Annotated in this window: 10 protein-coding genes; 4 read left to right on the top strand and 6 right to left on the bottom strand. The window is 68.7% G+C overall.

The window, feature by feature from the left end:
- Positions 1-151: 151 nt before the first annotated feature.
- Positions 152-937 carry a deoxyribonuclease IV gene (locus DFQ14_RS02050; RefSeq protein WP_114451273.1) on the top strand — a complete coding sequence of 262 codons (786 nt, stop codon included), beginning with the start codon at positions 152-154 and terminating at the stop codon, positions 935-937.
- Positions 938-981: 44 nt separating this feature from the next.
- Positions 982-2,373: a glycosyltransferase family 87 protein gene (locus DFQ14_RS02045; protein ID WP_179951481.1), complete on the top strand. Its 1,392-nt coding sequence runs from the start codon at positions 982-984 to the stop codon at positions 2,371-2,373.
- A gap of 20 nt (positions 2,374-2,393) precedes the next feature.
- On the opposite strand, the gene DFQ14_RS02040 is transcribed toward DFQ14_RS02045, so the two are convergent.
- The 5 genes from DFQ14_RS02040 to DFQ14_RS02020 all read right to left on the bottom strand — a co-directional run bounded on the left by DFQ14_RS02040 (position 2,394) and on the right by DFQ14_RS02020 (position 10,528).
- Positions 2,394-4,181, bottom strand: coding sequence for a DUF2339 domain-containing protein (locus DFQ14_RS02040; RefSeq protein ID WP_114451272.1), 1,788 nt, complete (start codon positions 4,179-4,181; stop codon positions 2,394-2,396).
- Positions 4,182-4,267: 86 nt separating this feature from the next.
- Positions 4,268-4,711, bottom strand: a complete 444-nt coding sequence (locus DFQ14_RS02035; RefSeq protein WP_114451271.1) for a hypothetical protein — start codon at positions 4,709-4,711, stop codon at positions 4,268-4,270.
- Between the two features lie 2 nt (positions 4,712-4,713).
- Positions 4,714-6,294, bottom strand: a complete 1,581-nt coding sequence (locus DFQ14_RS02030; protein ID WP_246195767.1) for a glycosyltransferase family 87 protein — start codon at positions 6,292-6,294, stop codon at positions 4,714-4,716.
- 201 nt (positions 6,295-6,495) lie between these two features.
- Positions 6,496-9,000: a transglycosylase domain-containing protein gene (locus DFQ14_RS02025; RefSeq protein WP_114451542.1), complete on the bottom strand. Its 2,505-nt coding sequence runs from the start codon at positions 8,998-9,000 to the stop codon at positions 6,496-6,498.
- Positions 9,001-10,117: 1,117 nt separating this feature from the next.
- Positions 10,118-10,528: a DUF5318 domain-containing protein gene (locus DFQ14_RS02020; RefSeq protein WP_114451269.1), complete on the bottom strand. Its 411-nt coding sequence runs from the start codon at positions 10,526-10,528 to the stop codon at positions 10,118-10,120.
- A gap of 191 nt (positions 10,529-10,719) precedes the next feature.
- Here DFQ14_RS02020 and DFQ14_RS02015 point away from each other — a divergent pair, with 191 nt between their 5' ends.
- Together DFQ14_RS02015 and DFQ14_RS02010 are read left to right on the top strand one after the other, a co-directional pair.
- Positions 10,720-11,301 carry a PadR family transcriptional regulator gene (locus DFQ14_RS02015; RefSeq protein ID WP_114451268.1) on the top strand — a complete coding sequence of 194 codons (582 nt, stop codon included), beginning with the start codon at positions 10,720-10,722 and terminating at the stop codon, positions 11,299-11,301.
- A gap of 51 nt (positions 11,302-11,352) precedes the next feature.
- Complete coding sequence (locus DFQ14_RS02010; protein ID WP_114451267.1) at positions 11,353-12,456, top strand: inositol-3-phosphate synthase; 1,104 nt, start codon at positions 11,353-11,355, stop codon at positions 12,454-12,456.
- Between the two features lie 72 nt (positions 12,457-12,528).
- Here the strand turns inward: DFQ14_RS02010 and DFQ14_RS02005 are convergent, their stop codons facing one another.
- Entirely contained in the window at positions 12,529-13,074 is a 546-nt protein-coding gene (locus tag DFQ14_RS02005) for a DUF1360 domain-containing protein (protein WP_114451266.1), read from the bottom strand.
- Positions 13,075-13,184 lie beyond the last annotated feature (110 nt).

Below are 13,184 nucleotides of genomic sequence, written 5' to 3'. Positions count from 1 at the left end.
GGCACTCCTTCCGCCGGTGAACACACGCCGTCGCACAATACAACGCGAGAACCCTTCAGGGGTGACGCCGTTCACCGAAGCAGGCCAGTGTCGTGCCGGTGGTGCCGGGCGTGCGGCGGGGAGTTCGGAATCACGTCTAGAGTTGATCCCCATGCGTATCGGGGCTCATGTGCGCGATGACGATCCACTCGCGGCCGCGGCCGAGCGTGGTGCGGAGGTCGTGCAGTTCTTCCTGTCCGACCCGCAGGGCTGGAAGGCTCCGCAGCCGCACCCGCAGGCTCACCAGCTCCGTGATTGCGACCTCGCAGTGTTCGTGCACTCGCCGTATGTCATCAACGTGGCGTCGCTGAACAACCGGGTCAGGATCCCGTCCCGCAAGGCCGTGGTGCAGCAGGCGGCGGCAGCAGCGGAGGTCGGGGCCGAGGGGGTGGTCGTGCACGGTGGGCACGTCACCAAGAACGATGATCCCGCCGAGGGGATCGCGAACTGGCGCAAGCTGTTCGAACGCCAGGCCGCCGAGGGCGGTTTCGCGGTGCCGATACTGATCGAGAACACGGCGGGCGGCGCGAACGCGATGGCGCGCAGTTTCGACGATCTGGCCCGGCTGTGGGACGCGGTCGGTGAGTTCGGGGCGGGGTTTTGCCTGGATACCTGCCACGCGCACGCGGCGGGCGAGGACCTGGTCGATGTCGTCGATCGGGTCCGGGCGATCACCGGCCGGATCGATCTGGTGCATCTCAACGATTCGCGCGACGCTTTCGGCTCGTGGCGTGATCGTCACACCAATATCGGCGCCGGACACATCGATCCGCAGGTGCTGCGTGCCGTGTGCGCCGACGCGGGCGCGCCGGTGGTCGTCGAGACACCCGGGGACGGGCAGGCCGACGACATCGCCTTCCTGCGCGGGCAGGACTCGGGCGGGAATTCCTCTGCATGACCGGGCCGGTCGAGGGGCGCGAGCAGACGCGGAAGCTCTCCGCGATGCGGTGGCGGGGCGGTTCGGGGCGCCGGGGGACGGTGGCGGGCCTGGTGCTGTTGTGCCTGCTGACCGGTGTGGTGCTGCTGGCCGGATATGCGAACAAGGCCCGTTGCACGGGGCCCGAGTTCAACGAGTGGGGGCGTTCGGTTCCGGCCTTTCAGGAACGCGCCTACGGCCACGTCTGCTACTCGGACATTCAGAAGCTGTGGATCGGCCGGGAGGTCGATCGTCACATGTTCCCGTACGTGCACGGGGGGATCACCGAGGACGGTGATCTCTACGGCGGTGTGGTGGAGTACCCGGTGCTGACCGGGATGCTGATGTGGCTCGGGGCGATGTTCGTCGACACCGATGCCGGCTTCCTGGCCGCGTCGGCGTTGTTGCTGGCGCCGTTCGGGGTGGCGACCGCGTGGTGGCTGGGCCGGTTGAGCGGCAGGCGGGCGCTGTTGTGGGCACTGGGGCCACCACTGGTGCTGTATGCCTTCCACAACTGGGATCTGGCCCCGGTCGCGTGCTCGGTGGCGGCGGTGTTCGTGATGCACCGGAGCAGCGGCCGCTCCTTGCGCGGGCGGGCGGTGCTTGCGGCCGTGCTGCTGGGGCTGGGGGCTGCTTTCAAGGTCTACCCGGGCATGTTCGTGCTGCCGCTGCTGCTGTACGTGCTCACCGGCGGGCGCGGTGGCGGGGAACTGCCCGACGGGGTGCGGCGGTTCGACGTCCGGGGGGCGCTGGGGGTGGCCGGTGCTTCGATCGCCACGGTGGTGGCGGTGAATCTGCCGTTCGCCCTGGCCGGGTTCGAGGGGTGGCTGGCCTCGTTCGAGTTCCAGTCCCGGCGCCGGGTGGATCTGAGCACGAACTCGATCTGGTATTGGGGTTTCCGGCCCTACAGTGACACCGAGACGTTCCAGCAGATCATCGGGGTGGTCTCACCGCTGCTGATACTCGTGTCGTTCGCGCTGGCGTGCCTGCTGGGGTGGCGGCGGCGTGCACGCACGGGGACGTTTCCGTGGATCCAGGTGTGTGCGGCGATGCTGTGCGGTTTCCTGCTGCTGCACAAGGTGCATTCGCCGCAGTACGCGCTGTGGCTGCTGCCGTTCTTCGTGCTGGTGTCGGTGCGCTGGGGGTGGATCGCGGCGTATCTGATGGCGGATGCGGCGATGGGGATCGGCATCTTCCGCTGGATGTATCTGATCTCGGTGGGCGAGCCGCGCGGTATCCACGACGGTTTCGCCGCGCAGGCGGTGATGATCGGCGTGTGGGGTCGGGCGGCGCTGCTGGTGGGGCTGTTCGTGGCATTCCTGAACGCGCGCTCCACGGTGGATGAGGACGAGGAGTCGTCCTCGTCGCGTGATCGCCCCCTTGTCGGTGGCCGCCCTGCGGTGTCATCGGAGCAGTGATGGGCGGGTGAACTCCGCTCCTACCCGTTCGGGCCTTCGGAGACCAGCCGGGCGTAGCGCACCCCGGCCGCCAGCAGCACCAGACCCGTGCACAGGAACGCCACCACCCTGGCGAACCCGTCCAGCGTGGCGAGGTCGAACAGGAACAACTTGGCCAGGGACACCGCCAGCAGCACCGTGCCCGCCCTCCGCAGGGCCGGTACGCGAATCCCGCGCAGCAGCAGCACGATCACTCCCAGCACCCAGCTCAGCGTGATCAGGACGTGCCCGGTGACGAACCCGGTGTGGTCCTCCCGCATCAGCAGGACCAGCGCCATCGTGGCGCTCGACGTCCCGTACAGCAGGACGATCCCGGCGATCGCCCACCATGGACGCGTACCCGGCAGTCCGGCGAGCACGCCGAGACGGGACGCTGCCACCGGGATCGCCACGGCGGCGGCCGTGGTCAGCAGACCGGCCAACACGCCGGAAACACCGTTCGCGCTCGACAATCCGAGCAGGATGGTCGGCGGGATGTCGTGCCACTGCGCCAGGCAGAAACCGATGAGGGCGTAGCACAACGCCCCGAGCAGCACCCCGCTGCTACGCAGCCACCGCGCCCCCAGCGTCAGCAGCAGTGCCTCGCAGAGCAGCGCGGTCGCCCACACCGACGAGTCGAGAAACGTCATCGTGGCCTGCATCGCGGCGACCGCCCCGAGTGCGCCTGCTGCCGCCCCGAAGCGCGAGGGCAACAGCAGTTGGGAAGCGAGGAGGAACCGGGCCCCACCCCAGAGCGCGAGCAGCAGCGCGGCCACACCGGTGGCCAGGAAACCGGCTGCGATGCGTTCCAGCAGTGGCGCGGCGAGCAGCGCGGGCGCCGGGGAAGCCACCAGCACCCCGACCGCGGTGCCGTCGTGCGGTCGTACCCGGGCCGTGATCGTGGCGAGCACCACGCCGAACATCGCGGCAACACCCACGGCGGTCACGATGGCGGTGTGGTCCGAGGGAGGCAGCAGGGGCAGTGCGTCGGCGATCGAAGCCCACGCATCGGCGACCAGGGCGGCCACCACGGTCGGGAGGGCGGCTGCCACGGTCAGTCGGCTCCAGCCGTGCCGCAGCTGCACCGGTGTGGCAGCGACCTGCAACAGCACGAGGAATCCGATCAGTACTGCGCCCGGCCACCGGGTGATCAGGGGGGAGCACACGGCACACCCCAGCACGACACCCACTGCCAGGGGCTGGGCTTGCCACCGGTCGGCGAGCAGCAACCCGCCTGCGGCGATCACCAGTCCGGCGCCCAATCCGCCTGCCACCGGCAGGTATCCGTACAGCGCCGTGGCGGCCACGGTATCCAGGTACAGCACGGCGAATCCCGTCGCCGCCAGCGCATATCCCCCTGACCGGCCCAAGGGGCGGCGATGTACCCGGTATCCGATTCCGACCAGCACCGTCCCCAGCACGGCTCCGCCGGTGACCCGGAATGCCGGACTGAGCCAGCCGCGCTGGACCGCGAGCACCAGCAGGAACACCACGCCGACAAGCGTCACCGCACCACCGACCCAGGCAAGCACCCGGCCTGCCGCCCACCGTTGATCGGGACTGTGCGGCGGTGGAATCTCCTCGTGATCGGCCCCCCTTTCGACCGTCTCCTGTGGTTCCGCGGGCTCCTGCGGTGTCGGTCCCTGCGGTTCCGGGGCCGTGGTCCGATGCGGCTGCGCCTGTTGCCGGGCGGCCCGAGCGCGCAACGTGTCACTCAGGTCGGTCAGCCGCCGACCCATGTCGGCGAGCTCGTCGGCCACGAGTGCTTCGTCGCGATCCGGCTGAGACATGGCACCAGGCTGGGACGCGCTCCCGACCGCCCGGAATGGTGGAAATACTCAGATTCGCCCATCGACCGCCCGGCACGGGCCCACTGTCAGCAGTTCGTCGTCACGGTGCGGTCGACGGCGACGGTCTCGCCGGAGGTGATGCGGATGCGCACCTCGGAATTGTTGGGCAGGGAGATGCCGCTGCTGACGAGTCCGCCGGATCCGACGGATCCGGTGCTCTTGGTCTCGCCGTTGGCGGTGACGGTGTAGGGCACGTTCGAGGAGCCCGCGGCCGCCCGGAGGGTGTATCGCACCGTCGGAATGCTGCTCGGGTCCGTGCCGAGCTGTCCGGTCAGTACCGGGAAAGCGGATACGAGCTCCGACAGGTCCCGGCACTGCACCTCGCCCAGTTCGACACGGAGCGGCGCCGTGCCGGGAGACGTCGTGTCGGGCGGTGCCGTACCGGACACCGATGCGGCCTGCGCTACGGGGACGGCAGCCAGCGCTGCCAGACTCGTGGCCGCCGCGATCGTGACTCGGCGAAGCCCCATGCTTACCTCCTCGGGAACGACTGCGTCCCCGAGAAGCTAAGGCTCCGATCGTGGTCGCGCTGCGCTTGTGCGGTCTCTTCCCTCCAACGAGCGAAGCCGGGTAATACGAATCGGTCGGATGTGCCCTCGAGGAACCCGCCGTGCGGGTCGTCGTCGCCGGCGGCGCGAACCGTGTCCCGCGCGGGGCGCAGAATCTCGGACACGACGAGCACGCACAGCGCGATCACCACGAGGTCGCGGGCGACCACGGCGCCGAGGAACCATCCCTCGGGTAGGCCCTTGTTGGCCGTGCCCAGGTAGTAGTACATGCGCGGCGCCCACACGGCCGCGTCGACGATCATCCAGCACACCAGCAGTCGCCACCTCGGCAGCGCCAGCACGGCCAGCGGGACCAGCCACAGCGAGTACTGCGGGCTCCAAACCTTGTTGGTCAGCAGGAACACCGCCACGACCAAAAAGCACAGTTGCGTCAGGCGGGGGCGCCTCGGTGCGGCCAGTGCCAGCCAGGCAATGCCGGCACAGGCCAGCAGGAACAGCGTGAGGCTGACCGTGTTGAGCACGGTGGGTGTCTCCTGTGGACCGAGGGGCCCGTCGAACCCGGCCCAGCCGGTGAAGTGCGCCACCACGTTGTACAGCGAGTCCGGATCGGCAGGCCGCTCGCTGTTGAGCCGGAAGAACTCTTTCCAGCCTCTCGGGTACAGCAGCAGGATCGGCAGGTTCACCGCCAGCCATGTGCCCAGCGCGGCGAGGAACGCGCGGAACCCTGCGGCGAGCCTGCCGGAGCGCAGGCACAGCACGAGAAGGGGCCCGAGCAGGAACAGCGGGAAGAGCTTCGTCGCGCCGCCGAGACCGAGCAGCACACCGGCCAGGGCGGGTCTGCGCCGTGCCCACGCGAGCAGCCCCGTGGTGGCGAACGCGGTGGCCAGCGCGTCGAAATTGGTGAAGGCATGCACGAAAACCAACGGTGAGAGCGCTGCGAGTGCGACGTCCCACACGCGTCTGCGGGACAGCCGGGTCAGTGCCCAGATCGTGGTCAGCCATGCGGCGGCGAGCCAGAACGCGGTGATGTCGAAGTAGACGACGGAGCCGACCTCTCCGGGCAACCATCCCAGGTGCGCCAGGGTCATCCAGCCGTCGGTGATCTTGGCATTGACCCACTGGAACAGGCCGGTGAGCACCGGATATTCCATGTAGCGAACCTGCGCATCGGGGGTGCCCGCGTCCTGCACCCACGACGTCTTGTACGGGAAGGCCCCGTCGGGCGCGAGATCACCCATCCCGTAGCGGGGGATGATGTCGGTGTAGCACATCGTCGTGTACTGGCGGCTGCCGCTCCAGTCGAGCTGCTCCCCCTGTGAGGTTTCGTGGGTGTGCAGGCACGGCGCCTTGAACAGCCAACCTGCCGCGAGCGTGAGCACCGCCAGCAGGAGGATCACGCGCAGCGGCGTCCAGAACCACTGGCGCCCCACCTGTGCGTGCCGTCCCAGGCGCCCTCCGAAGGGACGACTCAGGCGGTGCGCCAGGGGCTCGGTCCAGGTCGGTGCGACGCGCTCGGTGGGACCGAGCGAGCCATGGTCCACCATGGCCGGGTTCGAACCGGTGCTGCCGTGGTGAGTCCGGGTGGTGGTGCTGGAGTCCGGCATCCCGTTCGCAGGGGTGCCGTGCTCGTGTGGTTCCGGCGAGGGGGGCACGGGGCGGATGGTACGGCGCGCACGTCACCGGATGGTGGCAGGCCGTGCGTCTCGGGAACCGTCATGCACGCTCCCGAGACGCACGGCGTCCGCTCAGTACTCGTTCGTGGGAGTGGGACTGGGCCGTACCGCTTGCCGCTCGGGTCTGCGCTGCTCGTTGTACTCCTCGTTGCGATCCGAGTCCGGGCGCTGCTCGGACGAGCGGCTGGGATCCTCGTATCGGCAGGGAGGGCCGAACAGGCCGCCGCAGTTCTCGCCCGGGCCCCGGCCGGGTGGGTATGCCGGCCGCGTGTCGGACATCATCCCGCTGCGGGTCGGTGGCAGCGAGAATGTCGGGGACGTCGGCGCGGTGGGCGGTTGTGACGATGTCGACGGCTGCGTCGGTGTCGGCGGCGGTGTCCGGAACTGCCCGATCGGTTCGGGTTGCGGGAACTGCTCGACCGGCAGTCCCCTGTGGTAGCTGTTCATGAACTTCTGCCAGATCGCTCCGGGCAGTTCCGCACCGAAGACGTCACTGCCGTTGCTGTCCAGCAGCGGCGCCTGACCGTCCTTGTTGTTGGCGCCCATCGCCACGGCGGCTGACAGCTGCGGGGTGTAGCCCACCATCCACGCCTTGGAGTTGTGCCCGGTGTCACGGAGCTGGTGTGTACCGGTCTTGGAGGCGACCGGGCGCCCCTGGTCCAGGGCGCGGTTGGAGTGCGGGGCGACCTTGAGCATGCTCTCGGTGACGTTGGCCGCCAGGTTCTTGCTCTCCTGCGCGCTGTTCGAGAAGGCGGACTCGGGGTCCGAACCGAAGTTCTCGACGACCTCGCCCTCGCCGTCGAGGACCTTGGCGACGAATCGCGGTTCGGCGCGCTTGCCGTCGGCCAGCGCGCCGTAGGCGTTGGCCATGTTGAGCGGGCTGACCGGGTAGGCCCCCAGGGCGATCCCGGCTTGGACCACGCCGTCCGAGTTCGCCAGCGTCGGCTTGCCGTTGGTCTTGCGGGGAATCCCCGCCTCGTAGGCGGCTTCGGCGACCTTGCTCGCTCCGAACTGCTCGAGCATCCTGACGAAGGCGGTGTTGACCGACTTCGTCGTGGCTTCCCGGACACCGCAGTGCTTCGGCCTGTCGCACCGCACGCCCTCGGCGTTGACGTACTTGGTGCCCATGATCGTCTGCGGGGAGGAGCCGTCGTAGGTCTCGCCGAGGCCCTTGCCCTGCTTGAGACCTGCCAGCGTGACGAACGGCTTGAACGACGAGCCCGGTTCCTGCGGGGTGTTCGCCCAGTCGATACCGACGACGTCGCTGCCGTAGTACGCCCGGACCGCGCCGCTCTCGGGGTCGGTGGCCACCAGGGCGGGATTGATGTTGTCCGGCTGGCCCTCCATCACCGTGTTGACCGCATCGATCGCCGCCTGCTGGGCCTTCGGGTCGATGGTGGTCACCACCTGCAGGCCCTGACTGCTCAGCTCGCTGCGGGTGTAGCCTGCTTTCTCCAGTTCGAGCAGCACCTGCTCCTTGATGAGCAGCTGGTTGGCGGTGACCCCTTTGCCGCGCCAGGCGAAGCGTGGCTCGGTGGTCGGCATCTGCAGGGTCTGCTGCTGCTGCTTGGTGATCCAGCCGTTGTCGGCCATCTGCCCGACGACGTAGTCCCACCGGGCCTGGGCCTGATCCGGGTTGATGCGGGGGTCGTTGCCCTTGGGCAACTGCACCATGCCCGCCAGTACGGCGGACTCGGCCGCGTTGAGGTCCTTCGGCAACTTGTCGAAGTACGCGTCGGCGGCGTTGTGGATTCCGTGGGCGCCGCGTCCGTAGTAGGCGGTGTTGAGGTAGGCCTTGAGGATCGTGTCCTTGCTGTACTGGTTGGTCAGCTTGAAGGCGCGGACGACCTCGGTGAACTTGCGCCGCAGTGTGTGATCGTCCTTGCCGGTGCTGAGCTTGACGTACTGCTGCGTGATGGTGGAGCCGCCACCCTGCCCGCCGGTGAGCTGCTTCCACGCCGCGCGCGCGATTCCCAGCGGGGAAAAGCCCGGATTGCTGTAGAAGTTCGCGGACTCGGCGGCCAGCGTGGCGTTGCGCATGTCCTTCGACACCTTGCCGAGGTCCTCGATCAGGACACGAGTCGCACCGTCCGCCTCGGAAAACTTGTTGATCAGGGAGCCGTCGTTGTACTTGAGTGCGAGGCTCGTGTTGTATTCGCGCGCGACCTTCGCCGGAGATTTGACATCGATCTGGAAGTAGAGGACGACGAACGCCACGGTGGGCAGGAGAAACATCAGAGCCGCGCCCACGTAGCAGGTGCGGCGGATCCGACGCCAGATCCTCGCGCGCCGGGCCTTGCGTGCGCGGGCAGCGCTCATCTCGTCGTCCGGGGAGCCGTCGTCATCCGGATCCCCGTCGTCGTAGCCGTCGACATAGCCGTAGTCCTCATCGGAGTAGCCGTCGCCGTAGTGGTCCTGGTCCCCGTCGTGGTGGTCGCTGCTGTAGTAGTCGTAGGCACCCTGCTCCGAGCGATGGGTGAGCAGCTCCGACGCGCGGTCCGCCGGTCCCATGGCCTGTGTGGCCGCACCTGCACCCGCCGCTGCGGTCCCGCCGGCGACGATACCCGTGACGCCCATGCCGGCCGGGCCACCACGCTCATGGGACGTGGGTGCCTCGGCCCCCGTCGCGGGGAGGTGGTCGGTCGGCCGCTCGTCGCGAACACCGCCCGGGTGCCGGGCGGTGAGCTGCGGGCCTCCGGGAGGTGGCTGTGGCGGTGGGGGCCCTTGGGGTGTTTGCCGTGTGGGCTGCTCACCCGGCGGCGGCCCCTGGGGCGGGCGGCCCGCCGGGGGTGGCTGCGGAGCTTGGCTGCCGGGCGCAGAGGGTGAGCCGAGCACGGTCGGCGATTCGGGATGTCTTCCCCCGTCCCCTCCGGCATCCCGCCCTGCCAGCCGGTCTCCGAGCGAGGAAGCATCCCTCGGCTCGTCGTCGAAGGACGCGCTCCGGGCGCTCGTCTGCCCCTGGGGAGGTTCCGCGCCCGGCTGTGCCGGGCCTTGTGGGACGGCCCGATGCTGCGTGGTCTGCTGGTTCGCCCCGTCGGGGCCCGGGAATCCACGCTGGTCGGGCGAGGATCGGTGGCCCTGCGGGGCGGACTCGCCCGGCCATTGTGCGTTCGGATCCGAGGGGGGCCGGCCCTGTTGCCCGGGCCGGCCGTACTGCGGGCGTGGTGATCCGGCCGCGCCGGGAGCACCTTCCTCGCCCGGCCACTGCGGCCCTCCGGAAGAGGCCTGCGGCGGTGGTTGCGGTGGCCGTCCTTGTGCTGGAGGCGGTGCTGCCTGCGGGGGCTGAGGTGGGTACGGAGGTTGACCCTGGGGTGGCTGTCCCTGTGGGGGGTGACCCTGCGGGGGCTGAACCCGCCCCTGCGGTGGTCCCTGCGGGGGCTGCCCCGGTGCGGGATGTCCTTCCTGCGGTCGGGGTGTGCCGGGGGGCTGCTGGGGAGGTTCCTGCAGCCGTCCCCGGGAGCCGGGGTGCGGATTCTGCGGGTTCCCGTGAGGCGGGGGCGGAGGTGATGCGGGGCGCTCGCCGGGGTGATCGGGGTTCGGGTTGTCACCGGTGTTGTGCCACGGGTGGCGGCCGTCGGATCGGTCGTCACGCTCGTCGTTCACGAGTGGTCCTCCAGGACAGGCGTCAACGGACGCCGTGCGGTGCACTTACGTCGGCCGGTTGTCCGCCTCCGGTGCCGTCGGTTCCGCTGGTTCACTCGGCCGCGGTCCTGCGGCCGCGCCGTCGGCCATCGCGGCCGCCGGTTCCCAGGACGTACGACAACACCAGATGGTTCCAGCTACATGTTCGGCAAACCTCGACGACGAAAACGTTGAACTCTTCGAACATGGTGGCCATGCGCTCGAGTTCCTCGGGACTGCGGGCCGAGTTCGAAGCATGCTTGAGCTCGTCCCCGAAGACCCAGGAAACCTGAGTCAGCCGCTCCTTGCGGCAGACCGGACAGGTCACGTCACTGGGTTCACCATGAAACTTTGCCGCCTGCAGCAGGTACGGGTCGGCATCGCAGACCTCCATCACCCCGACTCGGCCAGCGTGAACCTGCGCGAGCAGCGACCTGCGCCGCAACGCGTAATCCACTACCTGCCGTTGGGTCCGCACGACCACAGGGTACGTGCCGAACGCGGATGCTCCAGGACCCGTTCAGGTCATAACCACCACTGCTGTTCGCGATTGTTGCGCGGGACACGTTCGTGAGCTCGATATCGGACCGTCGATCGACTCGTCGATATATCGAGGCGATATAATCCCGGGCCGGGTACGGGTACGCCTGCGCGGATGGCCGCAAGGAGGTGCGCATGCTGGAGCTCGCAGTGCTCGGTCTCCTGCACGAAGCATCGATGCATGGCTACGAACTGCGTAAACGGCTGCACGAAGCACTCGGGACGATCCGTGCCTTCTCCTGCGGCAGCCTGTATCCGACATTGCGGCGACTGTTGCGGGCCGGGCTGATCGAGGAGGAAACGGACGGGCAGAGCCGGGGGCGGCGGTCCCGCCGCGTGTACCGCATCACGGCAGGCGGGCGAGCTCGGTTCCGTGAGCTGGTCGAGGACTGCGGTCCGCAGGTGTGCCAGGATGACGCGTTCGGGGTGCGGCTGGCCTTCTTCTCCCTCACCCCGGCACACATCCGCCTGCGGATCCTGGAGAGCCGCAGGCGGCGAGTCGAGCAGCGGCTCGAGGGACTGCGCGCGGCGCTGTCCGGTACGGGTGAGCGGTTGGACTGCTACACGCGGGCGCTGCACCGCCTGGGGCTGGACAACAGCGAGCGTGAGGTCGTCTGGCTGGACGAACTGATCGAGTACGAATGGGCCGAGCAGGCTGCCTTGTGCGGTGGCCACTCGCGGGGGGTTCGCCCGCAGCGGGACCAGCGGCCACACTGAATGCATACAGGGATGCAAGCGAGACAGGAATCGAGAAGGAGGCCTGCGGGAATGGGCGGAGAACGTCGCGGCGAGGGCACCACGTCGAAGGAGGTCCGGGTAGCGGTCGTCGGCGTGGGCAACTGTGCCGCATCGCTGGTGCAGGGAGTGCAGTACTACGCCGATACCGATTCGGACAGCCGTGTACCGGGTCTGATGCACGTCGACTTCGGTGGTTACCACATCGGTTCCCTGAAGTTCGTCGCCGCATTCGACGTGGATGCCAAGAAGGTCGGACGCGATCTGTCCGAAGCCGTCGTGGCCAGTGAGAACAACACCACGAAGATCACGGACGTCCCTCCGCTGGGGGTCACCGTGCAGCGCGGGCACACCCTGGACGGGCTCGGTCAGTACTACCGGGAGACCATCGAGCAGTCCGACGAGCAACCGGTCGACGTGGCTCGTGCGCTGGCCGAGGCCGAAGCCGACGTGCTGGTGTCCTACCTTCCGGTGGGTTCGGAAGAAGCGGACAAGTTCTACGCCCAGGCCGCGATCGACGCGGGTGTGGCGTTCGTCAACGCGCTGCCGGTGTTCATCGCCTCCGACCCCGAGTGGGCGCGCAGGTTCACCGAGGCCGGAGTGCCGATCATCGGCGACGACATCAAGTCGCAGGTCGGCGCGACGATCACGCACCGGGTGCTGGCCAAGTTGTTCGAGGACCGTGGGGTGCACCTGGACCGCACGATGCAGCTCAACGTGGGCGGCAACATGGATTTTTTGAACATGAAGGAGCCCGAGCGGCTGGACTCGAAGAAGACGTCCAAGACCCAGTCGGTGACCTCCCAGGTGGATCGGGATCTCGGCAAGCGCAACGTGCACATCGGACCGTCGGACTACGTGCCGTGGCTGGACGACCGCAAGTGGGCCTACATCCGGCTGGAGGGGCGCGCGTTCGGTGACGTTCCGCTGAACCTGGAGTACAAGCTGGAGGTGTGGGACTCGCCGAACTCGGCGGGCATCATCATCGACGCGATCCGCGCGGCGAAGATCGCCGCCGATCGCGGCCTCGGCGGACCGATCCTGTCGGCGTCGTCGTACTTCATGAAGTCGCCACCGGAGCAGCACTCCGACTCCGATGCCTACCAAGCCGTCGAGGACTTCATCGCGGGTCACTGAGCAGCGGCTGCTGTGGGCGGACGGAACTTCCGACCACGTCCCTGCGCGCGGGAGTTCCGTCCGCCCACAGCCTCATCGTTTCTCCGGTGGGGTGGAGCGCTGTTGCATCGCGGCGTACGCGTACTGCAGGAAGTCCGCACAGGCCACGGTGGCATAGATGGTGCTCACCGCGCGGGTGAGGCCGGGGACGAACACGTGCCCCGTGAACATCCCGGACGCCACCCACGGGGCCAGGCAGAACGGGCACGAGACCAGCTCTCCCAGCGAGTGCTCCATTCCCGACGCCCGGACCTCCTCGTGCAGCTCGGAGGGCGCCGAGGCGCCCTCGAACCTGGTGAACGGCATCCGCAGCGGACTGGTGATCGGGTCCTTGGCCAGCGACCTGCTGATCTTGTGCGTGGCCAGCGCCATGAGTGCCAGCTCACCCGCTCCGAGCCGTGGCGACGGCCTGCCCGTGGCACGAGCCATCCCCGCCACGCCGGACGCGCCGGCCAGGTAGACGGCAAGGCCGGCCGAATAGCCGGCGATCGGTCGTGATGCGTCTCCGCTGTACTCGGCGCGCTGCTCGGCGAACCATTCGCGGAAAGCCCGTGTCCCCCGGCGCAGTAGCCTCACCATGCGTCTCCTTTCGGTGTCCGACGGTAATAACCCTCGGAAGTGTGCGACCTGTCTGTTTCCGCAGATGCTGTCGCTCAAACGACCCCGGCTCGCGGGGTTCTTTCCGAGGT

This window comes from Halopolyspora algeriensis, assembly GCF_003337235.1.
GTDB lineage: Bacteria > Actinomycetota > Actinomycetes > Mycobacteriales > Pseudonocardiaceae > Haloactinomyces > Haloactinomyces algeriensis.
The sequence above is the reverse complement of the archived record's forward strand: the minus strand, read 5'-3'. Positions and strand labels throughout refer to the sequence as shown.